The 22,332-nt window shown below is 61.6% G+C and carries 19 protein-coding genes; 6 read left to right on the top strand and 13 right to left on the bottom strand.

What is annotated here, in order from left to right; all coding sequences use genetic code 11:
• Positions 1-14: 14 nt before the first annotated feature.
• The 6 genes from H0A72_RS19660 to argE form a co-directional block, all read right to left on the bottom strand.
• Positions 15-263, bottom strand: coding sequence for a GlsB/YeaQ/YmgE family stress response membrane protein (locus H0A72_RS19660; protein ID WP_180158212.1), 249 nt, complete (start codon positions 261-263; stop codon positions 15-17).
• A gap of 153 nt (positions 264-416) precedes the next feature.
• Positions 417-2,150 (bottom strand): dipeptide ABC transporter ATP-binding protein, encoded by a 1,734-nt coding sequence (locus H0A72_RS19655; protein ID WP_180158211.1) that lies wholly within the window; start codon positions 2,148-2,150, stop codon positions 417-419.
• 9 nt (positions 2,151-2,159) lie between these two features.
• Complete coding sequence (locus H0A72_RS19650) at positions 2,160-3,077, bottom strand: ABC transporter permease (RefSeq protein WP_180158210.1); 918 nt, start codon at positions 3,075-3,077, stop codon at positions 2,160-2,162.
• Positions 3,078-3,089: 12 nt separating this feature from the next.
• Complete coding sequence (locus tag H0A72_RS19645; protein ID WP_180158209.1) at positions 3,090-4,061, bottom strand: ABC transporter permease; 972 nt, start codon at positions 4,059-4,061, stop codon at positions 3,090-3,092.
• Between the two features lie 4 nt (positions 4,062-4,065).
• Complete coding sequence (locus H0A72_RS19640; RefSeq protein ID WP_180158208.1) at positions 4,066-5,670, bottom strand: ABC transporter substrate-binding protein; 1,605 nt, start codon at positions 5,668-5,670, stop codon at positions 4,066-4,068.
• Between the two features lie 63 nt (positions 5,671-5,733).
• Positions 5,734-6,882 (bottom strand): acetylornithine deacetylase, encoded by a 1,149-nt coding sequence (gene argE, locus H0A72_RS19635; RefSeq protein ID WP_180158207.1) that lies wholly within the window; start codon positions 6,880-6,882, stop codon positions 5,734-5,736.
• 193 nt (positions 6,883-7,075) lie between these two features.
• Between argE and thpR the strand changes: the two genes are divergently transcribed.
• Positions 7,076-7,621: an RNA 2',3'-cyclic phosphodiesterase gene (gene thpR / locus H0A72_RS19630; protein WP_180158206.1), complete on the top strand. Its 546-nt coding sequence runs from the start codon at positions 7,076-7,078 to the stop codon at positions 7,619-7,621.
• Between the two features lie 100 nt (positions 7,622-7,721).
• Here thpR and H0A72_RS19625 read toward each other — a convergent pair whose 3' ends face one another.
• The 5 genes from H0A72_RS19625 to H0A72_RS19605 are packed head-to-tail and all read right to left on the bottom strand — an operon-like array spanning position 7,722 to position 14,583.
• Complete coding sequence (locus tag H0A72_RS19625; RefSeq protein ID WP_180158205.1) at positions 7,722-8,714, bottom strand: Bug family tripartite tricarboxylate transporter substrate binding protein; 993 nt, start codon at positions 8,712-8,714, stop codon at positions 7,722-7,724.
• A gap of 31 nt (positions 8,715-8,745) precedes the next feature.
• A complete protein-coding gene (locus H0A72_RS19620; RefSeq protein WP_180158204.1) occupies positions 8,746-10,452 on the bottom strand; it encodes a hydantoinase B/oxoprolinase family protein in 1,707 nt (568 codons plus the stop codon).
• Positions 10,453-10,485: 33 nt separating this feature from the next.
• Positions 10,486-12,558: a hydantoinase/oxoprolinase family protein gene (locus H0A72_RS19615; RefSeq protein ID WP_180158203.1), complete on the bottom strand. Its 2,073-nt coding sequence runs from the start codon at positions 12,556-12,558 to the stop codon at positions 10,486-10,488.
• A 41-nt stretch (positions 12,559-12,599) separates the two neighbouring features.
• Entirely contained in the window at positions 12,600-13,829 is a 1,230-nt protein-coding gene (locus H0A72_RS19610) for an NAD(P)/FAD-dependent oxidoreductase (protein WP_180158202.1), read from the bottom strand.
• A gap of 13 nt (positions 13,830-13,842) precedes the next feature.
• Positions 13,843-14,583: an IclR family transcriptional regulator domain-containing protein gene (locus tag H0A72_RS19605; RefSeq protein ID WP_180158201.1), complete on the bottom strand. Its 741-nt coding sequence runs from the start codon at positions 14,581-14,583 to the stop codon at positions 13,843-13,845.
• Positions 14,584-14,919: 336 nt separating this feature from the next.
• Between H0A72_RS19605 and H0A72_RS19600 the strand changes: the two genes are divergently transcribed.
• The 4 genes from H0A72_RS19600 to H0A72_RS19585 are packed head-to-tail and all read left to right on the top strand — an operon-like array spanning position 14,920 to position 18,641.
• A complete protein-coding gene (locus tag H0A72_RS19600; protein ID WP_425502531.1) occupies positions 14,920-16,068 on the top strand; it encodes a CaiB/BaiF CoA transferase family protein in 1,149 nt (382 codons plus the stop codon).
• Positions 16,069-16,106: 38 nt separating this feature from the next.
• Positions 16,107-16,814: a FadR/GntR family transcriptional regulator gene (locus tag H0A72_RS19595; RefSeq protein ID WP_180158199.1), complete on the top strand. Its 708-nt coding sequence runs from the start codon at positions 16,107-16,109 to the stop codon at positions 16,812-16,814.
• A gap of 1 nt (position 16,815) precedes the next feature.
• A complete protein-coding gene (locus H0A72_RS19590) occupies positions 16,816-17,631 on the top strand; it encodes an enoyl-CoA hydratase (protein ID WP_180158198.1) in 816 nt (271 codons plus the stop codon).
• A gap of 35 nt (positions 17,632-17,666) precedes the next feature.
• A complete protein-coding gene (locus H0A72_RS19585) occupies positions 17,667-18,641 on the top strand; it encodes a Bug family tripartite tricarboxylate transporter substrate binding protein (RefSeq protein WP_180158197.1) in 975 nt (324 codons plus the stop codon).
• 27 nt (positions 18,642-18,668) lie between these two features.
• On the opposite strand, the gene H0A72_RS19580 is transcribed toward H0A72_RS19585, so the two are convergent.
• Complete coding sequence (locus H0A72_RS19580; protein ID WP_180158196.1) at positions 18,669-20,819, bottom strand: TonB-dependent receptor; 2,151 nt, start codon at positions 20,817-20,819, stop codon at positions 18,669-18,671.
• Between the two features lie 129 nt (positions 20,820-20,948).
• Between H0A72_RS19580 and H0A72_RS19575 the strand changes: the two genes are divergently transcribed.
• Positions 20,949-21,380 (top strand): EamA family transporter, encoded by a 432-nt coding sequence (locus H0A72_RS19575; RefSeq protein WP_180158195.1) that lies wholly within the window; start codon positions 20,949-20,951, stop codon positions 21,378-21,380.
• Between the two features lie 25 nt (positions 21,381-21,405).
• Here the strand turns inward: H0A72_RS19575 and H0A72_RS19570 are convergent, their stop codons facing one another.
• The gene (locus H0A72_RS19570; RefSeq protein ID WP_180158194.1) at positions 21,406-22,314 is read right to left on the bottom strand and encodes a LysR family transcriptional regulator; all 909 of its coding nucleotides are present in this window, start codon (positions 22,312-22,314) and stop codon (positions 21,406-21,408) included.
• Positions 22,315-22,332: the final 18 nt, after the last annotated feature.

The following is a 22,332-nucleotide window of genomic DNA, read 5'->3' as shown; positions in this document are numbered from 1 at the left end:
CCGGCCCGTTGAAACTAGCGTTTTTTGGCGATGAGGCCAACGACGAACAGCACGATGATCGCGCCGACGATGGAGCCGATCCAGCCCGCGCCTTCGCCGGGTTCATAGAAGCCAAGCGCGCCGCCCAGGTAGCCGGCGACGATGGAGCCGACGATGCCCAGGATGATGGTCATGATGATGCCCAGCTTCTGGTCGCCGGGCATGAGCGCCCGGGCCAGCAGGCCCACGATGAAACCGACGATGATCATGCTGATGATGCCCATGTTTTTCTTTCCTTATGAGAGAGTCTGGCGAACGAATCGGCGCTTGACTGCGATTCATTCGCCATCATAGGGACGGAAGGCAGGCGCGTCCAGCGTCAATTCGCGATTTTCGTTTCCGGGTGTTAAACAAATGTGAAGCGTTCCGCCCGCCGGTCAGGCTTCCACTTCCAGCCCTTCGCGCGACAGGTAATCGAGGGTGGGCATGAGCGAGAGCAGATGGCGCGAGTATTCGTGCCGGGGCGCCTGGAACAAGGTTTCGGTGTCGGCGACTTCCAGCAGCTCGCCATGGCGCATGACGCCCACCCGGTCGCACATTTGCCGGATGACCGGCAGGTCGTGGCTGATGAACAGAATGGTCAGCCCCAGCGATTCCTGCAGGTCCTTGAGCAGATTCAGGATCTGCGCCTGGATGGAGACATCCAGCGCCGAGGTGGGTTCGTCGCAGATCAGGAAGCGCGGCCGCGTGGCGAGCGCCCGGGCGATGCAGATCCGCTGGCGCTGGCCGCCCGAGAACTCATGCGGGAAGCGGCTGAGCGCCTGCTTGCCCAGCCCGACGTAGTCCAGCAGGCCGCTGACGATCCGCCGGGTTTCGGCTTCGGTGGACGCCAGCTTGTGGAAGCGGATGGGTTCGGCCACGATGTCCAGGATCCGCATGCGGGGGTTGAGCGAAGAGAACGGGTCCTGGAAGACCATTTGTATCTGCTTGCGGAAATTGGACAGGACGGCCTTGTCGCTCGACCGGGTGACGTCGACGCCGTCGAAGATGACCGAGCCGCTGCTGGCCTGGTACAGGCCGGAGATGAGCCGCGCGATGGTCGACTTGCCCGAGCCGGATTCGCCCACCAGCCCGAAGACTTCGCCTTCTTTGATCGAGAAGCTGACGTTGCGGACGGCGTCCAGGACGATGCGGTGCTTCTTGATGAGCGAGCCCTTCAGCACGAAGCGCATGCCCAGGTCCCGGACTTCGACCAGGGGTTTTTCGCCGGCATGCTCATAGTTGTATTGCTGGTTCATCCAGGCCTTGGCGGCGTCCAGGTCGTCGGTGACGGCGGCTTCCGCCACGTCTTCGATGTAGGTCACCATGGGGAAGCGCCGCAGCTTGATGTCGGAGCGCGGCACGGCCGAAATGAGGCTCTTGGTGTACCGGTGGCTGGGGGCGCCCAGGACCTGGCGGGTGGGGCCTTCCTCGACCAGCTTGCCCCGGTACAGGACCGCCACGCGGTCGGTGATTTCCGCAATGACGCCCATGTCGTGCGTGATCAGGATCATCCCCATCTGCTTCTCTTTGCACAGGTTGCGCAGCAGTTCCAGGATCTGGGCCTGGATGGAGACGTCGAGCGCCGTGGTGGGTTCGTCGGCGATGATGACTTCTGGTTCGCAGCACAGCGCCAGCGCGATCACCACCCGCTGGCGCATGCCGCCCGAGAACTGATGCGGGTATTGCCGCAGGCGCAGTTCGGGCTGGTCTATGCCCACGCTTTCGAGCAGCTGGACGGCGCGCCGCCTGGCCTCGTCGTGCGTCAGGTGCAGGTGCACCTGCATGGTCTCGGTCAACTGGCTTTCTATGGTTTGCAGCGGGTCCAGCGAAGTGAGCGGGTCCTGGAAGATCATGCCGATGCGCCGGCCGCGCACGCGGCGAAACGCCGGGCGCGGCAGGTTGTCGATGCGTTCCTCGTTCAGGAAGACCTCGCCGCCGGTCACGCGGCCCGGGTATTCCAGCAACCCGATGACGGCGTTGCCTATGGTCGATTTGCCCGCGCCCGATTCGCCCACGACGCCCAGGATCTCCCCTTTTTCCACCGCCAGCGTGACGTCCTGTATGGCCTTGAGCGTGCCGCGCCGGCTGGCGAACTCGATGTGCAGGTTCTTGATGTCCAGTAATGCCATGCGATTGTCTCAGCGGAGCTTGGGGTTGAGCGCGTCGCGCAGCCAGTCGCCCAGCAGGTTGACCGACAGCGCCAGAAGCACCAGCGCAACACCGGGGAAGATGGAGATCCACCAGTCGCCCGAGAACAGATAGCTGTTGCCGATGCGGATCAGCGTGCCCAGCGACGGCGTGGTGGGCGGGATGCCGACGCCCAGGAAGGAAAGCGTGGCCTCGGTGATGATGGCGATGGCCAGGTGGATGGTGGCAATGACCAGCACCGGCCCCAGCACGTTGGGCAGCACGTGCCGGCGCAGGATCAGGAACGGCCCCATGCCGATCAGCCGGGCCGCCTGCACGTATTCCTTGTTGCGCTCGACCATGGTCGCGCCGCGCACCGTGCGGGCATACTGCACCCAGCCCGATATGCCGATGGCGAAGATCAGCACGTACAGCGACAGGCTGTCGTGCGAATCGCGCGGCAGCAGGCCCCGCGCGATGCCGTCGATCAGGAGGGCGATCAAGATGGCGGGGAAAGACAGCTGTATGTCGGCGATGCGCATGATGACGCTGTCGACGCGGCCGCCCGCATAGCCGCTGATCAGTCCCAGGCTCACGCCCAGCACCAGCGCGAAGATCACGGAGGCGAAGCCCACCAGCAGCGAAATGCGCGAGCCGTACAAGATGGCGGACAGAACGTCGCGCCCCTGGTCGTCGGTGCCCAGGATGAAGCGCGGGTCGCCTTCCGGGTTCCAGATGGGCGGGATGTTGGCGTCGAGCAGGTCCAGGGTGGCCAGGTCGAAGGGGTTGTGCGGGGCGATCAGCGGCGCGAAGACGGCGCCGATGAAGATCGCCAGGGCCACCACCGCCGAGATGATGGCCGTCGGCGACCGCGAGAAACTGTAGAAGATGTCGCTGTCGTAGGCGCGAGAGAGGAAGTTGCTGGCCATGTCGGGTGCTTCTCAGGTTTTCTGCACGCGCAGACGCGGGTCGACGGCGAAATACAGCAGATCGACGATGAGGTTGATGATCACGAAGAAGAAGGCGATCAGCAGCAGGTAGGCCGCCATCACGGGGATGTCGACCGCGCCGATGGATTGTATGAACAGCAGCCCCATGCCCGGCCATTGGAAAACGGTTTCCGTGATGATGGAAAACGCGATGATGGAGCCCAGCTGCAGGCCGGTGATGGTGATCACGGGCACCAGGGTGTTCTTCAGCGCATGCCGGAAATGGATGCTGCGCTCGGGCAGCCCGCGCGCGCGGCAGAACTTGATGAAATCGGTTTGCAGCACTTCCAGCATTTCCGAACGCACCAGGCGCATGATCAGCGTCATCTGGAACAGCGCGAGCGTGATGGCCGGCATGATCAGCGACTGCCAGCCGCTTTTGGTCAGGAAGCCGGTCGTCCACCACCCCAGGTCCACGACTTCGCCGCGGCCGAAGCTGGGCAGCCAGCGCAGCAAGACTCCGAAGAACAGGATCATGAGTATGCCGATCAGGAAGGTCGGCAGCGAAATGCCGATGAGCGACAGGGTCATGAAGCTGCGCGAAAGAAAGCCGTTGCGCTTCAGCGCGGTGTAGATGCCCATGGGTATGCCCAGGAACAGCGCAATCAGCGCCGACACCAGGGACAGTTCCAGCGTGGCGGGCAGGCGGCTTTCGATGAGCTCGCTGACGGGGCGGCGCTGGCGATACGACATGCCGAAATCGCCTTGCGCCGCCTTGCCGATGAAACGCCAGTACTGGGTCAGGAAGGGGTCGTCCAGGCCGAGCTGCTTGCGGAGCTCGGCCCGTTGCTCCAGGGTGGTGTCCTGGCCCACCATGTTGTTGATCGGGTCCCCCACATAGCGGAACATGCCGAAAGCGATCAGCCCGACGGCGAGCATCACGAAGACAGACTGGAAGACCCGCCGGGCGATGAAGCTGAGCATGGGCTTACGGCATGACTACGTTGCGGATGTCCAGGACGTCGTCGGCGCGCTGCGCGACCTTGATGCCCTTGCGCACGCCCCACGACATGGGCTGCTGGTGCAGCGGCAGGTAGCCGTAGTCGTTGTGCAGCATGGTGAAGGCTTCCTTGATCATCGCATTGCGCTTGGCCTGGTCGGTTTCGACATCGATCTTGGGGATCAGCGCGTCGATTTCCTTGTTGCAGTAGCCGCCCAGGTTGAACTGGCCGGCGGCAGTCTTGGAGTCGCGGCAGGCCACCAGATTGGTCAGCGAGTTGGCCGCGTCGATCGAGCTCGGCGTCCAGCCCAGCAAGTACATGCTGGTGTTGTTGCCCGCCTGCAGCAGGACCTTGGCGAAATACTTGGACTTGGTCTGCGCGAGCAGGTCGATCTTGATGCCGATGCGGGCCAGCATGCTGGCGACTGCCTGGCAGACTTTTTCGTCGTTCACGTAGCGGTCGTTGGGGCAGTCCAGCTGCACGGTGAAGCCGTTGGGGTAGCCGGCGTCGGCCAGCAGCTTCTTCGCTTTCTCGACGTCGGGCTTGTAGGGCGCGCCGAAGGATTCGTCGTAGCCGTTGATCTTGTCGGCGATCAGCGTGCCCAGCGGCTTGGCCGCGCCGCGCATGATCTTCTGATTGATGACCTTGGTGTCCACGGCCAGGTCTATGGCCTGGCGCACGCGCTTGTCCTTGAAGGGGTTCTTGCCCTTGACGTTGGAGAACAGGAGTTCATCGCGGTCCTGGTCCATGCCGATGAAGATCGCGCGCGCCTCCGGCTCGTTCAGCACCTGGACGTTGGGCTCGCTTTCCAGGCGCGGCCAGTCCTGCACCGGCACGGGAATGACCAGGTCCATCTCGCCGGAGATCAGGGCCGCCACGCGGGTGGATTCCTGGGAGATCGGCTGGAAGACGACTTCGGTGACGTTGGTGGGAATGTTCTTGTTCCAGTAGCCGTCGAAGCGCTTGAGCGTCGTTTTGACGTCGGGCTGGCGGTCCACGATCGTGAAGGGGCCGGTGCCGTTCTCGTGCAGGTTGGCGTAATTGCTCTCGCCGCCCTTCACGTTGGTGGCTTCGGTGGTGTTGTGCTTTTCGGCCCACGACTTGCTCATGATGTACAGGAAAGTCCAGTCGCGCGGCAGGATGGGGTTGGGCGTGGGGGTGATGACTTCCACCGTGTGGTCGTCGATCTTGTTGATCTGGGTGGCTTTGGCGCCATAGCCCTTCATGTCCGAGCCGGGCGTCAGGCTGCGCTTCCAGGAAAAGATGACGTCGTCGGCGGTGAAGGGCGTGCCGTCATGGAACTTGACGCCCTTGCGCAGGTGGAACACCCATTTCGTGGGCTCCGGGTTTTCCCATTTCTCGGCCAGCATGGGAACCAGCTTCAGGTCCTTGTCGTAGGCGGTCAGGGTTTCATAGAACCAGCTTTGAAAGCCCAGCGTGAAGGTTTCGTTCAACGACATCGGGTCCAGCGACATCATGTCGCCCTGGTAGGCCCATCGGAGCGTCTTGGCCTCGACCTGCTGGGTCAGGCCCAGGCTGAGCGCGAGCGTCGCGGCAACGGCGGTATGCCGAAGAATGCGAGTGAATTTCATGGTGGTCTCCTGCACTTGTGGTGTTTGGTGATGTAGTGGCTGCTGGGGGTTGCCGTCTTCCGGCTAGCTTGCCAGCCCGACGGCGAGCTTTTCCAGGAATTCCTCGCAGGCCGTTACCTGCGAGATATCGATGTATTCATTGGGTTGATGGGCCTGGTCGATGGACCCGGGGCCGCACAGCACGACCGAGAATCCGCGTTCCTGGAATTGGCCGGCCTCGGCCGCGTACGGCACGACCCCGGTATGGGTGTGGCCGCAAAGCGCCTGCACGAGCTCCTGCGCGGCGCCGCCCCGGTCCTGCAGGGGCGGCGCGTCGGCCAGGATTTCGGTGCTGATGGACGCGCCGGGCGCAATGGCGCGCATGGCCGGCAGCAGGGTGTTCGCGTAGGCTTCGAAGCGCTTCAGGTAGCCGCGCCAGTCGTCGCCGGGCAGCGCGCGGATGTCCCAGGTGAAGGTGCATTCACGGGAGATGATGTTCAGCGCCGTGCCGCCGTGGACGACGCCCACGTGCAGCGTGGTGTAGGGCGGCTCGAAGCGGCACGCCGGGTCGGCCTTCGACTTGTTCTCGGCCATCATGTCGTCGATGAAGGCAATGAGCCGCGCCGCGGTCATGACGGCGCTGACGCCGCGCTGCACCTGGCTGGAATGGGCCTCGTGCCCGATGACGGTGGTGCGCAGCGCCGCGATGCCTTTGTGCGCGACGATGGGCCGCATGCTGGTGGGTTCGCCGACGATCACCGCGCTGGGGCGGGCGATGTCGGTCACCAGGCGGTCTATCATGGACGGCGCGCCGAAACAGCCGATTTCCTCGTCGTAGCTGAGCGCGAAATGGATGGGCCGCTTGAGGGGCGCCCGGACCCAGTCGGGCACCATGGCCAGGGCGATGGCCGAGAAGGCCTTCATGTCGCAAGTGCCGCGGCCGTACAGCCGGCCGTCTTTTTCGACCAGCTGGAACGGGTCGGTGTCCCAGGGCTGGCCGTCGACCGGAACGACATCGGTGTGCCCGGACAGTACGATGCCGCCTTCCACGTTGGGGCCAACCGTGGCGAACAGATTGGCCTTGGTGCCGGCGTCGTTCATGACCAGATGGCCTTCCACGCCGTGTTCCGCAAGGTGGTCGCGCACGTGGTGGATGAGGTCGAGATTGGAGTTGCGCGATACGGTATCGAAACCGACGAGCCGGGCGATCATATCGAGCGATTGGGGCTTCACTTCTGGGGTCTCCGTGAGTGGTGCAGGAGGCCGCGGCGGCGTATGCTGTTGTGCTACGGTCGCGGCCGGTGCGTGCGCCGGTTATGTTTCTTGTTGTCCCGAGGGATGTTAGCCAAGGGCCGCTTGGCGCGTCAATCCTTTGCGTCTCGGGGTATCCCCGGGGTTACCTCCCGCATTTCCTCCAAGGACCGGCATGCCGAACCATCACCGCGTTTTCTTCGCCTTATGGCCCTCCGCCGCCGACGCGGCCCGCCTCGAGGGGTGGGCGCGGGCGGCCCACGCCGTTTGCGGCGGGCGCATGAGCCCGCTCGAAAACCTGCACATGACCCTGGCCTATCTCGGCGTGACCGAGCACGAGCGGGTGCGGGCCTTGTGCGCGGCGGCGGCGCGCTGGCGCATCGATGCGGGCGCCATGCTGCTGGACCGCTACGGGCATTTCCCCAAGCCCAGGGTGGTATGGGCCGGCCCGGCCGAAGAAGGCGGCGGCCCGGCGTGGCTGCATGCGCTGCACGGCGATCTATGGCGCCGCCTGGAACCCCTGGGGTGGCCGCGGCCGGACCGGCCGTTCCATCCCCATATCACCCTGCTGCGCAAGGTCGCTTCATTCGACCCATGCTTCCTGCCGCCGCCCGAACCCATCGCCTGGACGCCGCGGCGCTGCGTGCTGGTGGCGTCCAGAAGCTCGGACCGGGGCGTGTGGTACGAAGCGCTGTGGAGCCGGGCGCTTGGCGGCGATTGATTCCCATGCCGCAACGTCCCGGAGTCTGCAAAGGGGGGTCTTCGTTTTTTATGTGGTTTGCATGGACGGTTATCACTACCGTCTTCTGACTCGTGCCAATTTACTCACTCAGACCGCTGATTCCTGACTGTTTTATAGCGCTATCCCAATTGGCAATTTCTTTCTTCATGAACTCTTCTGTTGCTTTGGGATTTGTAGCCGGGACGTCCATGCCCAATTCGTTCAGCCAGTCCCGTATGCTGGAGGCCCCCGCCTTTTCGGCCGCACGGTATAGTTTCTCGACGACCTGGTCCGGCGTGCCTTTGGGCACGCCCATGGCGTACCATAAACCAATGGAATAGGCGGAAACGCCGGATTCGGCCAGTGTGGGGACATTGGGCAGCAGGGGGGAACGCTCGATCCGATTAATGGCTATCGGCCGGAGCTTGCCTTGCTTCATGTAGTCCAAGCTCGACATCATCCCCACATACATTGAGTCGACGCGCCCAGCCAACACGTCAGTCAAGGCAACGCTGACACCTTTGTATGGGACATGGTTCATCGAGACGCCGCCGTTTTCGGCGAGCACAGAGGAAGCAATATGCGCCGAACTGCCGTTGCCCCAACTCGCATAGGTGATCTTTCCAGGATTGGCCTTGGCGTCGGCAATCAGGTCGGAGATGGATTTATATGAGGAGGGGCTGGGAACCACCAATACGAGCGGCTGCTGTACCAGCAAAGAGACTTGCCGAAAGTCCGACGGCTTATACTGCACGCCTTTCATGAGAGCTGGTGCGGTGATCATGGTATCGGGAGTCTCGAGCAATATGGTGTAGCCGTCTGGCTCGGACTTGGCGACATGGTTTGCACCAATGATGCCGCTTGCGCCGGCGCGATTCTCCACAATGACGGGCTGCCCCAGTGTCGAGGCCATGCTTTCTGCGAATCGGCGCGCTAAGATGTCGGTAAAGCCGCCTGCAGCGAACGGCACGACTAATTTGAGCGGCTTGTCCGGGAATTTTCCAGTCGCTGGAGCGGCGGAGGCCGTTAACGATGCAGTCGTCATAGCCAAGGCAATGAAAGCAGAAATAGTGCTGCGAAAGCGTGCGACCATAGTTTTTACCCCTTAGTTTTATTTGGAAGTGTCAAGAAACACCGTAGTACTGCGTGGCGTGTTCCGGCGTGATGAGTCCAGCGCGAATATCGGCAAGGACTGCATCCCGGTCACGCTCAGTCGGTGAGCCGAAGCCCCCACCGCCGGGCGTGTAATGTGTGACGATGTCGCCTTCCTGTAATGGCTCAACATCGCCTATAGCGTGTGGTAGCCTGCGTTCGGAGGGCAGGCCTTCATTGATGACCCAGCGGCCGCCGTCCCCCGGGAGGCCTCCGGCAATACCTTGGGGCAGTGATACCGACTTCTGAGCGGTATGGTTCAAATTTGGATCCTTGCCCAGGACTTGATATTGCAGGCGTTGGCCTACGCCACCGCGATATTTCCCTGGGCCACCGGAATCCACCCGCAATTCACGGGCGATATAACGCACCGGTGATTCGATCTCCATGCTTTCTATGGGAGGAATATGGCAGTTGGTGACATGGCAGGCGATGACATCTATGCCGTCCGCATAGGCGGTTGCTCCCAACCCTCCCGGCACGACCTCGCCAAAAGTGACGCGCTGACCAGTGACTGGATGCTCGGCGTTCGCGAAGTTGTATAGGCAGCCGCATGAGTCGGCCATCACGCGCTCTGGCACGGCCTGGGCTAGAGCCCCCATGATCAGATCCACGATTGAGTGGCAAACCACCATTCGTTGGTATACGGCCGCGGGATGGCGCGCATTTACCAAGGTGCCCGCGGGTGCAATGATATGAATCGGTCGCTTGCAGCCTTCGTTGCTTGGGATGGAACTTCCCGTTATTGTTCGGCAAACGTAGTAAACGGCCGCTAAAGTTGTGGCTAGGGGGCTGTTTATCGGACCCTTGATTTGGAGGTCGGTTCCTGTGAAATCGAAAGTCATTTCATCGCCGCGCTTACTAAGCTTCAGGCGTAGCCAATAAGGTCCGTCATGATTGCCGTCATCAAGCACGGGGACTTGGTGCAAATAGTCGCCGTCGGGAATGATGCGTAGTCGATCTCGCGTTTGCTGCTCGGAATAGTCCATCAGGTCGCGGAAGCAGAGCAGCATTTGAGAAAGACCGTATCGCTCAATCATGTCGCGCAGATCGCCCAAAGCCACCTGAACGCTCGCAATCTGTGCGCGCATATCGTTTTCGAGAATATCCGGAGTGCGAGTGTTATTCAGAACTACGCTCAGCAAGCCTTCGTCCAGTACGCCTTGCTTCACAATCTTCAAGGGCGGGAGCCGCAATCCTTCCTGGAATATCTCGCGTCCCCAGCCGCGAGTGGCCATATTCATGCCGCCAACATCCATGTGGTGAACCATCAAACCTGAAAAGGCGACCAGTTTCTCCTCATGGAAAATGGGGGCGAAAGCCAAGTAGTCATTGGTGTGGGTTGAGCCCAGCGATCCGCCTCCGGCGTATGGGTCGTTGGTCAGCACCACATCCCCGGGGTGCCACTCCGAGGCGGGCAGAAAGTGTTGAAGCACGGTTTTTAGGCAGATGCCGACTGTATTGAGCTGTATTGGCGGGCCGGCTTCTTCTGCTAGCAAGTGGCCTTCCGCGTCGAGGATGGAGGCCGAGCAGTCTTCCATTTCCTTGATGATGAAGGAGTTTGCGGAGCGTATCATCCGGCGCGTGATCCGCTGCGCAACGGCGCGCAGCCCATTACGGACGATCTCCATAGTCACCGGGTCGGCCCGGTTTGCATTTGAGGTTGAGAGATGATTCATGACGACGAATATCCGGTATGGAAGAAGAGGGAGTTACAGCGCGCGCATATGGAGGCAGAAGTTCGAGTCCAAACGGGCTGTCCAGTTCGGCGGCATGAAGACGGTTGAGCCGGGATACTCGATAACGGCCGGCGCATCGACGGTCTGGCCCGGCAGCATCTCAGAGAAGCGATACACCGGTAGTGCGCGGACGTCATTCAGGCCCAGTACGACTTCCCGTGTGCCTGCTGGAACAGCCGGAGTGGGGTTGATCTCGGGCTGGGCAAGCCATGGATCCGTAGAAATACAGCCCAGTGCCGTTACCCGGACATTGACCAGTTGGACCGGCCGCTTGTTTAAGTGATAGCCATAGACGCGCTCATGCAGTGCGTGGAAGCGAGCTTGCGTTCCCGCAAAGCCGTCAGCAAGATCCTGTTCCGTCAGTGAGACGCTCAATTCATAATTTTGACCTTGATAACGCAGATCCAGCGAGTAGCTAAAGATGCCGTCCTTTTCTTCCACGCCGTCATTGGTCAGCGCCTCCACCGCTTGCCCGCGAAGCTCCTCCAATAATGGGCGGATTTCGACGGCGACATCAGGAGCTAACGCGCACACGTGCGAACGCGCGAAGTCATGACGAATGTCCGCACATAGCAAGCCAGTCGCTGATAAATTCCCCGGCGCCGGTGGAATCAAAATGCTGGAAATATTCAAGGCCTCTGCCAAGCGGGCGGCGTGTAGTCCGCCGGCGCCGCCGAATGCCACCAAGGTGTAGTCGCGGGGATCAACTCCCTTCTCTACGGAAACCAGACGAACTGCGTCTGCCATGTTGGCCTCGGTGATTGACAGAATTCCGAGTGCGGTCTGAGCGCGAGACAAGCCGAGCTGACCGGCCAGTGCGTCGAGCGCTTGGTTTGATAATTCAGGGTAGAGCTTGCGCTTACCAGCCAGAAAATAGTCGTCGTTCAGTCGACCGCACGCCAAGTTTGCGTCGGTCACAGTCGGTTGTGTTCCTCCTTGGCCATAGCAGGCCGGTCCCGGAACGGAGCCGGCACTACGGGGCCCTACTCGCATGGCCTTGTCGCCTTCTACCCATCCGAGCGATCCACCTCCTGCGCCGATGGTGACCATGTCCAACGTTGGAATCAATACCGGGTTGCCACCCACGTTACTCCGGTTGGTCAAAGGAAGGACACCGTTGGTGATAAGGGAAATATCCGTACTGGTGCCTCCCATGTCCAGCGTCACCAGATTACGAATGCCGCATCGCCGCCCTAACGCAGCCGCCCCTACGATTCCCCCCATGACACCCGAATGAGTGACGGCGGCGGGTTGAGCCGCCGAGCGTTCGAAGGTTGAAACGCCGCCGTTGGCGCGCATTATGTAGCGAATGCTGCGGGCGCCTTCATCTTCCAGTGCTTTGGTCAGCCGCGCCAGATGCGCTTCGATCGGTTTCTTGATGAAAGCCGAGACGCAGGTGGTGCTGGTGCGTTCATATTCTCGGAATTCGCGTGCTACATCGCTCGACAGCGAAATGTCAATGTCGGGGTAGTGTGCTTGCGCAATCTCCCGGATGCGTCGTTCGTGTATTGGGTTGGCATAGGCATGCAGCAAGCAGACCGCCACAGTGCTGATACCCTGTTCAATAAACTGACGGAAAGCGGTGTGCACGCCGTCTTCATCAAGCCGGGTCAAGATTTCGCCAGTGTGCGTGATGCGTTCCGTTACCTCAAGGCGCAAATGGCGTGGGACAAGCGGCGTATTTGGTCGCCAATGAATGTCATATACATCGGGCTTTCGCGAGGCTCTTGCGATCTGTAGCACGTCACGGAATCCACGGGTTGTAATCAAGCCAATATGGGCTTCGGTTCCTTCTACGATAAGATTCGTGGCAAAAGTGCTGGCATAAAAAAAACGATCGACCTGGGAAATTGGAATGTTGGCCAGTTGGGTGATCTGCTTAACGCCATCTACAATTCCCAGGCTGATGTCTTTCGGAGTAGTCGGCACCTTCATAGTGAGGATACGCGTATCGTCTGTGAGCACTACGTCCGTATGAGTTCCTCCGGTGTCGACCGCGACCGACACAGTTGGTCGGGATAAGGAAAAAGAGTGTTGAGTTGCCATGGTCTGCCTATGCAGTTCGGTGACTTGAAAATCGTGTCGGTTCAGAATCGATCGGGTCTGTATGGGGTTGGATCAACTGGCGGAGCAGCATCGTTGATCAACGCGGTAACCAGTTGAGCGGTCATGGGTGACGCCATCACGCCGCTATGGCCATGCCCGAAGGCGTAAAGTACGTTCGGTGCCCGTGCAGACGGGCCAATAATAGGAAGACAATCCGGTGTCGACGGCCGTGAGCCCATCCAGAACTCGGCTCCTTCGACGTTCAGGTCTGGATACATCGCACGGGCGTGCATCAATAGCGACCGGGCCCGTTCAGGCCGCATGGGGGCGTCCGGGTCTGAAATTTCGACCGTACCTCCGATACGCACGCCGTTCTCCATCGGAGCCAGGCCGAACATGTGGTCGCGGTTGCTGATTTTTAGAGCCGGCCGTACACCCGGGTCGGGCAGCATGACGTGGTAGCCACGCTCGGCCTGGAGTAGTACATGGTCACCCAATTGGGCGGCGAACGTCTTGCCACGGATGCCGGTAGCGATCACCATGCGTTCAGCGAGATTGCTACCCTGAGAACACTGGACGCCAATGACCTTGCCGTCCTTCCAAACTGGGCCCTGCACATCGTCTCGAATGACGGCGCCACCAATGGCAACGAACATGTCTACGATGGTCTGTGTGAGACGCAGCGGATTTACGGTGTGTCCGTTGTTGGGAAACAGCAGGCCATTGCAATATGACGGATGGAGATTAGGATCTATTTCCTGTACTTGGCGGCCCTGCAACGGAACCACTTGTACTCCCATGGTCTCGCGAATCGTGCGGGACAGGGTTTCCGTGGGACCCGCCTTCGGCGTCTTCCAAACATAGACTGATCCGCCGCGCTCTATCAGACCGGCGGCTTTTTCGCCTAGCATGGATTCATATAGGTCGATGCAGGGGCCATGCAATGCGCGCATCGCGCGAGCGTTGTGCCATACTTTGTCGAGCTTGCTTTGCCGCAGCCACTCAAACAGCCACGGCAGAGACTTTGGGAGGTGGCGCCAATCTACAAAGAGAGGCCCGTTCGGATCGGCGAACCAGCGCGGAATGCGCTTCATCATTCCAGGAAGTGCAAACGGCACACAGAAGTCCGGGCTCAGGGCTCCGCCATTCCCGTACGAACATTGCATGCCCGGCTCATCCCGCTCGATCAATGTTACGGCGTGTCCGGATCGCCGCAATTGCAGTGCACTGAGCGCACCGATGATGCCGGCGCCGACTACTAGGATTTTCATAAAGAGGATTTCCTTATCCTGCTTGTAGAGAGGCGCTGATTCGGCCGGCGGCACGCAGGACCTGTGTCCGATGAGAGTCCCAGGATTCCATCATCCGTTGGGTGGGGCCGAACGTACACAAGCCCGCTACGACCCGATTCGATTCGCCCCTGATTGGCGCACTAATACCGGACACGCCCAACTTGTGTGTGTCGCTCAGCTCCGCATAGCCAAGCTCGCGTACACGGGCAAGTTGTTCACGCAAGCGTACGAGGTCGATCTCCGTTTTTGGCGTTACCTGAGTGAGGGGCTGGGAAGTCAAATATTGTTCAAGCTGTTCTTGTGGCCAATCCGCCAAGAGAACCTGCCCAATGGTGGTGGCGTATGCATAGCGTTCCTTGGACAAGTCAGCGTCGTACCGTAGGGGTTCGTCGCTGATGACCTTGTCCAGGTACTGGACCATGTTGCGCCCGTTCAATGCTCCGATAAACACCGATTCACGGATCAATCCGGACAGTTCCACCATGATTGGATGGGCTACCCGCAACAAGCGGGCGTATGGCCCTCCAACCCAGCCTGATATCCGGTAGCGCTCTGCCAAGCGATAGCCTGCCGGGCTGTCTTCGACGTAGCCGCGAGAAATAAGAGTATTGAGCAAAGCGAAAGTGCTGCTCTTTGGCATGTTGAGCTGCCGCGCTACTTCTGAAAGCTTGAGCTCGGTACTTGTCGAGCTGAAGAGCTCCAACAAATCCAATACACGCAATGCAGATTTCACGCCTGTGGTGTCTTGTGTTCTCATATGTGAACAGTGGTTATGTATGTGTACATTTTAAAAGCGCCTGTTTGAGGCGGATATAGGGAGTTGCGCTTATAGGGTATACCCCTGGTTGGACTCCAGCGCTGTGCGCCAGGAAGTCGCAGAATATAGCTTCTCAAGTAATGACTAATGGATATGTGGGAGCCGCTTGCATCGGCAGTGCGGCGCGCCCCACAGCGCGGTCTGGCGATCTCGTTCTGGATTGACGACCATCTTTCGTGCATGTAATATGTCCAACAACCTACAACTGGGCCGAGAAAGGAGTGAGTTTTGAAACCGCTGCAACGATTTACTGTGCTGGATTTGACCCGTGTCCGTTCCGGGCCCGCCGCCGTGCGGCAGTTCGCCGACTGGGGCGCGAACGTGATCAAGATCGAAGAGCCCGGCGTCGCCGCCGACGACAAACCGGGCGGCTCCGCGCAGTTTGCCGACTATCAGAACACGCACCGGAACAAGCGCAGCATCACCTTGAACCTGAAGCACCCCAAGGGCAAGGCCTTGTTCATGGAACTGGTCAAGAACGCCGACGTGGTGGTCGAAAACTACCGGCCCAGCGTGAAGCACAAGCTGGGCATAGACTATGAATCCCTCAAGGCGGTCAACCCGCGCATCGTCTACGCCAGCGTCTCGGGCTTCGGCCAGGACGGCCCTTATGTGGACAGGCCGGGGCTGGACCAGATCGCCCAGGGCATCAGCGGGCTCATGTCCGTCACCGGCGAGCCCGGCCGCGGGCCCATGCGCGCCGGGATTCCCGTAGCCGACCTGACGGCGGGCCTGTTCTGCGCCATCGGCATACTCATCGCCCTGCTCGAGCGCGAACAATCCGGCGAAGGGCAATGGGTGCAGACCTCATTGCTGCAGGCCGGCCTGTGGATGATGGACTTCCAGGCCATGCGCTGGCTGATGAACCGCGAAGTGCCCGGCCAAAGCGGCAACGACCATCCCACCAGCAGCCCCACCGGCGTATTCCCGACGCGCAACGGGCACATGAACATCGCGGCCATGGGCAACGACATCTTCATGCGTCTGTGCAAAGTCATCGGGGCCGAGGAACTGCTCACGGACGAGCGCTTCCTGACCGTGCCTTTGCGCGCCAAGAACCGGCCGGCCCTGAATGCCGCCATTGCCGACAAGACGCGGCTGAAAGACACCGAAGAATGGATAGCCTTGATGAACGAGCAGGGCGTGCCTTGCGGGCCCATTCTTTCAATGGACCAGACCTTCGAAAACGAACAGGTGCGCCACCTGAAAATGGCGGCGCCCCTGGCCCATCCCAAGCTGGGGGAAATCAGCGTGGTGGGGCAGGCGGTCAAGTTCAGCCGTTCTGAATTCGGCGACCTGACGCCGGCGCCAGAACGGGGCGAGCACAATGGCGCCGTCTACACGGAACTGGGAATCGGCCCGGAAGACCTGGAGCGCCTGCGGCAAGAGGGAGTGATATAAGACAGGCTACTTTTTCATGAACCGGAGCCTGGTTTCCCATGTTTACAGCCTTTGATCGTCCCGACAATCTTCCCGACGCCATTGCCCGCCAGATCCGGCTGAAGATTCTTTCAGCCGAATTCCAGGAAGGGCAGAAGCTGCCGACGGAGTTCGAACTCGCCGAGTCGTTCCAGGTCAGCCGGAACGTCGTCCGCGAGGCGATCGCGCGGCTCAAGCTCAACGGCCTGGTGGAAACCCGGCGCGGCGTGGGCACCTTCGTCGCCGGCAACGTCAATGCGCGCAAATTCGAGGTCATCGCCGACGATTTGCTGGACGCGGGCCAGCTCAGGCACGTGTATCAGCTGCGCCTGGAAATCGAAGCCGGCGCGGCGGCGCTGGCTGCCGAGCACCGGACGGCGCGGCAGCTCAAGACGCTGGAAGCGGCGCTGCGCGAGACGGACAAGGCGGGGGGAGACTGGGAGCGGGGAGCCGAGGCCGCCCTCCGGTTCCACATGGCGGTGACCCAGTGCTCCAACAATCCCTATTTCATCCGCTTGATGGAGCACCTGAGTTACGTGTTCCACAACGCCGTGCGGACGCTGCGGTACAGGACGACGGGCACGGAACGCATCGGGCACGTCGAAAAAGAGCATCACGAAATCTTCGACGCGATCCGCGACCGGGACGCCCAGAAGGCGCGCCTGGCGATGCGCCACCACCTGAGCAACGGCATGGAACGATACGAATACTTGAACAAGAAGGATTAGCATGACAAGAGAACGCTTATTCCAGGGGCGCATCACCGACCAGCTGATGGTCGAGCGCGAAGGGCGCACGGGCTGGATCACCTTCAACGATCCGGCGAAACACAATGCCGTGTCCTTCGACATGTGGGCGGGGATACCGATAGCGCTGCAGGCCTTCGAAGAGGATCCGGAGATATTCTCCGTAGTGCTCACCGGAGCCGGGGACAAGGCCTTCGTCAGCGGCGCGAACATCTCCCAATTCGAAAAATTGCGCACGGGCGCCAACGCCGTCGAGGAGTACGAAGTCGTCGCCGAGTCGGCCCAGATGGCCATCCAGAATTTCAGCAAGCCGCTGATCGCACGGATCGACGGCTACTGCATCGGAGGCGGGCTGAACATCGCGCTGTGCTGCGACATCCGCCTGGCCAGCGAGGATTCGGTGTTCTCCATCCCCGCCGCCAGGCTGGGGCTGGGCTACCGCTTCACCGCCATCCAGAACCTGGTGCGGGCCGCCGGCATGGCGAACGCGCTGGAAATCTTCGTCACCGCGTCCAAGTACACGGCGCGCGAGGCACAAGAGCGGAATCTGATCCACGCCGTTGCCGCCAAGGCCGACCTGGACGGTGTGGTGGACGCCTACCTGAAGAAAATCAATGCCAATGCGCCGCTGACGGTGGCGGCGGGGAAGAAGATGATCCGCAGCTTGTCGGACCGCCTGGTCGAGATCGACATGGCGGAAATGAAATCGCTGGTCCTGCAGTGCTTTGAAAGCGAGGACTACAAAGAAGGAAAGCTTGCATTTTCACAGAAGCGGCAGCCCGAGTTCAAAGGCCGCTGATTCACCAACAACGTTAGACGAAAGGAAAGGAAGAGATGAAAACTGGCAAACTGCTGCTGTGCGCGGCCGTGTCCGCTACGATGATGGGCGCGGCTCCCGCTTACGCCGCCTATCCCGATCAGCCCTTGCGCATCGTCGTCGGCTATGCCGCCGGCGGAACCACCGACATCCTCGCCCGGGCCCTGGGCGAGCAGCTGGCCGAAGAACTGGGCACTTCGGTGGTCATCGAGAACAAGCCGGGGGCGGCGGGCAGCATCGCCGCCGCATATGTGCAGAACGCCAAGCCCGACGGCTACACCGTGTTCATCGCGACGGTGTCCAGCCACGGCATGAACCCGGCGCTGTACAACAAGCTGAACTACGATCCCGTCAAAGGCTTCGCGCCCATATCGATGCTGGCGTCCATACCCCTGGTGCTGGTCACGGATCCCAAGCTGAAATTCAAGTCGGTCGCCGAACTGGTCGAGACGGCCAGGGCCAAGCCGGGCGTCCTGAACTATTCATCCAGCGGCAACGGCTCGCCGGTGCACATCGCCGGCGCCATGTTCGCCGACCAGGCCAAGCTCGACATCGTGCACGTGCCCTACAAAGGCGGCGCGCCCGCCAACATGGCGGTCATGAGCGGCGATGCCCAGTTCACGTTCGCCACCCTGCCCGCCGCCCTGCCGCAAGTGAAGGGCGGCAAGCTGGACGCCCTGGCCGTCACGACCAAGCAGCGCTCCACCGAGCTGCCTGAAGTGCCGACGATGGCCGAAGACAAGAACTTCACGGGCTATGAAATCAACACCTGGAACGCCCTGCTGGCGCCGGCCGGCACGCCCGACGACGTGATCCAGGTCCTCAACAAGGCGGTCACCAAAGTCATGGGCGCGGGCAAGCTGCAGGAAAGCTTCCGCCGCGAAGGCGCGCTGCCCCAAAGCAGCACGCCCGAGGAGCTCAAGGCCTTCATCGACCAGCAGTTGAAGTACTGGCATGACGTCGTCAAGAAGCTCAACATCCACTTGAGCTGACGCGTGGGGTCCGGCCCTCCGGAATCCCTAAAACTGATGGCTCGCATGCAGCCCGGCCGTCCAGTTGCGGCCGGGCGCGGGCTCGTAATACCGGCCGAAGCCCGCATTGATGATGGCGGCGCCGGCATAACGCTTGTCCAGCACGTTGTCCACGCGGGCGTAGGCGTTGATTTCCCACTGCTGGAAGCGCCATAGGTACCCCGCATGCACCGCGGTCGTAAAATAGCCGGGCGCGGCGCTGTCATTGCTGTCGTTCACATAGATCTTGCTGAGATAGCGGCCTTCTATCCCGGCGCGCCAGCCCTGGGGCGGCGCCCAGCTGATGGAGGCATGGAGCGCATGCCTGGCGATGCCCGGAATGCGATTGCCTGAAGGAATCAGGTTGGCGGGCGTCTCGCTGCCGGCATAAAAGCTGTCTCGGTACTTCGCATCGAGCCAGGTATAGGCCAGCGCCCCCTGCCAATGCCGCGCCAGCTCGCCTTGCCAGCTCAATTCGAAGCCCTTGCGCAACGTGCGGCCCGCATTGCGGAACGTGCTTCGTCCGCCCAGCGAGTCGGCGGCAACGATTTCATCCCGGGTGCGCGTCTGGAACAGCGCCGCGGTCAGCAAGCTGTTTCCGATGCGGGCTTTCGCCCCGACCTCGACGCTGGTGTTGACTGAAGGCCGGAGCGCCGTATTCAAGCCGGCCAGCCCGTCGCTTCTGTACGAAAGCTCGTTGAAGGTGGGCGTTTCGAAGCCGCGGCCCACCGTTGCATACAGGCTCAGGTCTTCGGTGGCCTGATAGCGCAAGGCAGCCATGGGCAAGGCCTTCCGGTAGCGCAGCGAACCGCTGTCGTCCCGATTGCCCTCCTGCACATAGTGATCGTCGGAGCGGAAGCTGACGGTGCTGTAGCGCAGCCCCAGGTCCAGCGTCCATCTATCCGTGAACGCCCACGATGCTTGCGCATAGGGGTCGATGTTCCAGAGATCGTTGGTTTCATCGCGGCGCAGCCGGCCCTTCACGCCCAATTGCTGCGCGCCGCCGGCGTCGACGAAGTTTTCATACCCCCGGCGATCTTCGCGCAGCACGTCGTAGGCGACGCCGCCGATCAGTGTCAGCGGGCGTCCCGCCAATTGCAGGGTTGAAGTCCAGCGCGCATCCAGGCCGCCATAATTGCGTTCCAGGTCGATGACGCCGCCCGAGTGGCTGGGCGGCCTTTGCGTGGAGACCGGAATCGCCTGGAATTGCTCGGTCTTTCTTTGACCGTAATAAGCCGTCAGGCGAAGCGCGTTGTCGGCGCCGATGCGGCGCTCGTAGACCAGCCCGCCTTGCGTCTGCTTCACCGTCTTGCGCGTGTCGAACAGCAGCGCATTGGGCGCGGCGCTGCGGGGCGCGTCCATGAGCTCATCGTATTGCAGTCCTTGCGGGTCTTGCGCCCGGACGTGCACGCTGTTCAGGATCACGGTCAGTTTGCTGTCTTCGCCCAGCGCGACGCCCAGCTTGGCGTTGCCCAGATTCTTGCGGGCGGAGCCATGGTCGCGGTAGCCGTCGGTGGAATAGCGATTGAGGCTCACCATATAGTCCAGTGCACCCGGGCCTGCGCCGGTTGCGCCGCCGGCCTTCAGGCCGTAGCGGCGCTGGCCGTCGCTGCCGGCCGTGAAGCTTGAAACGATGCGCGGGGGGCCTTCGCCGCTTTCGGTGAATACTTGTATGACGCCGCCGGACGAATTGCCGTACAGCGCGGAAAAAGGGCCTCTCAAGACCTCGACGCGCTCCGCGGAAGAAAGGTCGATGTTGGACGTCTGCCCCTGACCATCCGGCATGGTGGCGGGTATGCCGTCCACGTACAGGCGAATGCCCCGCACGCCGAAGGTGGAGCGCGAACCGAAACCGCGTATCGACAGCTGCAGGTCCTGGGCGTAGTTTTCACGGTTCTGGGCCAGCACGCCCGGTATGGCGCCCAGGCTCTCCGAAAGATTCACCTGCATCCGGCCGTCGCGCAAAGCGTCCCCTTCGATGATGCCGACGGAGGCCGGCGCCTCGAACAGGGGCTGGGCCCTTTGCGTGCTGGTGACGATCACGGGCGCGAGCTGGGCCACGCCTTGCGGGCTCACCCCCTCGGCGGCATGCGCGGCGGCCGGCAGGGCAAGCAGCAGGCTCAGGCGCAGCCGGCTTCGATAGGGCGCAACGGGAGTCATGGGGCCTCGCAAGATTGTCTTGGTTCCATCGGTGTTCTGTCGTGATTCTATGTCGGGTCGCGCGCCCACCAGCAATTCGGGTTCCCATGCACGTAAAATCCTGGAGACGCATATCGGGAAGCATGAAACATGAATTCGAATTCGGCTTGGGTGGTGTTTGCGCTCGGCTCGGCATTCTTTGCCGCCCTGACCGCGGTTTTCGGCAAGCTGGGCGTGACCGGCATGAATTCCAACTTGGCGACCTTCATCCGCACGCTGGTCATACTCGTGGTCATCGCGGGCATCGTCTCCATGCGCAGCGAATGGGAGAAGCCGGCCAACGTCCCGCTGAGCGGCTGGGTCTACCTGACGCTCTCGGGAATCGCCACGGGCCTGTCGTGGCTGTGCTATTACCGGGCGCTGCAGCTGGGGCCGGTCGCCAAAGTCGCGCCGGTGGACAAGCTCAGCGTGGCATTGGCCATTGTCCTGGGCGTGATCTTCCTGGGCGAGGCACTGACGTGGCCCATCGCGATCGGCGGCCTGCTGATACTGGCCGGGTCGATCGTGATCATTGCGTTCTAGCTTTCCGCCGGCACGTTGACGGGCCCTAAGGCCGGGCCGACAGGCCCAGGACATTGCGCTCGGTCTGCCTGCGCAGGCGCTCGATGAACGCGAAGACCAGGGGGTTGGCCGGCGATGCCGTCCAGGAAAGGAAAATCTGCCGCGTGACTTCGCGGTCGGCCAGGGGAATTTTCACCAGCGTCGGATGCTGTATGGTCAGCGCGGTGGAATGCGCGACGATGGCGGCGCCCACCCCCTGCGCCAGCATGCTTTCCAGGGCGGTGATGGTGTTCACCTGGATATAGGGCAGGGAGCGCGTCAGCAGGCTTGCGCTGACCGCGTGGTTGTCCGTCAGATTGACGATGGTGGTGTCGGTGAAATCGTCCAGGGTCAGGTAGTCGCGGCCGGCGCGCGCGTCGTCTTTGCGCACGACCGCCCAGAATTGTTCGGAGAACAGGCATTCGGACTTGATGTCCGGCCCATTGACGGGGCGCGAACAAAGCGCGACGTCGCATTTCTTGCCGCTGAGCAGCGTCGAGCACGCCGACGAGTCGCCGTCCAGCACGGAAAGCTGCGCATGGGGGTGGGTTTTCGACAGCTCGGCCAGCACCGGAGATATGACGTCCTGCAACAGCGACGGCAGGCAGGCGACGCGCAGCTGCGGCTTGTCATGCCGGTCCGGGGGGCTGATGCGGTCGATGACGTCTTGCAGGATCTGGACGGCGTGGCGCGCGCCCACCAGGAATTCCGCGCCGGCGGCCGTCAGCTCGATCTGTTTTTGCGCGTTCGACCGTAAAACCAGCTGGACCCCGAGCTTCGATTCGAGCTGCTTCAGCTGGATGCTCAGCGCGGGTTGAGACAAGGAGCATTTTTCCGCGGCTTCCTTCAGGGACTTGCTGCCCGCCAGCCATATGAAGTTTCGGAGTTCCCTGGTCGATAGCGCGGGAAGTCTCATCGGAGGTCTCTTTTAAAA

This window comes from Parapusillimonas granuli, from assembly GCF_013416525.1.
Classification (GTDB): Bacteria; Pseudomonadota; Gammaproteobacteria; order Burkholderiales; family Burkholderiaceae_B; genus Parapusillimonas; species Parapusillimonas granuli.
Note: the sequence above shows the minus strand (reverse complement) of the source record. Positions and strands in the feature narration are given on the sequence as shown.

Excerpts from the sequence above, each read along its gene's own strand:
- H0A72_RS19660 (WP_180158212.1), bottom strand. The coding sequence starts at position 263 with ATGGGCATCATCAGCATGATCATCGTCGGTTTCATCGTGGGCCTGCTG.
- H0A72_RS19655 (WP_180158211.1), bottom strand. The coding sequence starts at position 2,150 with ATGGCATTACTGGACATCAAGAACCTGCACATCGAGTTCGCCAGCCGG.
- H0A72_RS19650 (WP_180158210.1), bottom strand. The coding sequence starts at position 3,077 with ATGGCCAGCAACTTCCTCTCTCGCGCCTACGACAGCGACATCTTCTAC.
- H0A72_RS19645 (WP_180158209.1), bottom strand. The coding sequence starts at position 4,061 with ATGCTCAGCTTCATCGCCCGGCGGGTCTTCCAGTCTGTCTTCGTGATG.
- H0A72_RS19640 (WP_180158208.1), bottom strand. The coding sequence starts at position 5,670 with ATGAAATTCACTCGCATTCTTCGGCATACCGCCGTTGCCGCGACGCTC.
- thpR (WP_180158206.1), top strand. The coding sequence starts at position 7,076 with ATGCCGAACCATCACCGCGTTTTCTTCGCCTTATGGCCCTCCGCCGCC.
- H0A72_RS19625 (WP_180158205.1), bottom strand. The coding sequence starts at position 8,714 with ATGGTCGCACGCTTTCGCAGCACTATTTCTGCTTTCATTGCCTTGGCT.
- H0A72_RS19620 (WP_180158204.1), bottom strand. The coding sequence starts at position 10,452 with ATGAATCATCTCTCAACCTCAAATGCAAACCGGGCCGACCCGGTGACT.
- H0A72_RS19615 (WP_180158203.1), bottom strand. The coding sequence starts at position 12,558 with ATGGCAACTCAACACTCTTTTTCCTTATCCCGACCAACTGTGTCGGTC.
- H0A72_RS19610 (WP_180158202.1), bottom strand. The coding sequence starts at position 13,829 with ATGAAAATCCTAGTAGTCGGCGCCGGCATCATCGGTGCGCTCAGTGCA.
- H0A72_RS19595 (WP_180158199.1), top strand. The coding sequence starts at position 16,107 with ATGTTTACAGCCTTTGATCGTCCCGACAATCTTCCCGACGCCATTGCC.
- H0A72_RS19590 (WP_180158198.1), top strand. The coding sequence starts at position 16,816 with ATGACAAGAGAACGCTTATTCCAGGGGCGCATCACCGACCAGCTGATG.
- H0A72_RS19585 (WP_180158197.1), top strand. The coding sequence starts at position 17,667 with ATGAAAACTGGCAAACTGCTGCTGTGCGCGGCCGTGTCCGCTACGATG.
- H0A72_RS19580 (WP_180158196.1), bottom strand. The coding sequence starts at position 20,819 with ATGACTCCCGTTGCGCCCTATCGAAGCCGGCTGCGCCTGAGCCTGCTG.
- H0A72_RS19575 (WP_180158195.1), top strand. The coding sequence starts at position 20,949 with ATGAATTCGAATTCGGCTTGGGTGGTGTTTGCGCTCGGCTCGGCATTC.
- H0A72_RS19570 (WP_180158194.1), bottom strand. The coding sequence starts at position 22,314 with ATGAGACTTCCCGCGCTATCGACCAGGGAACTCCGAAACTTCATATGG.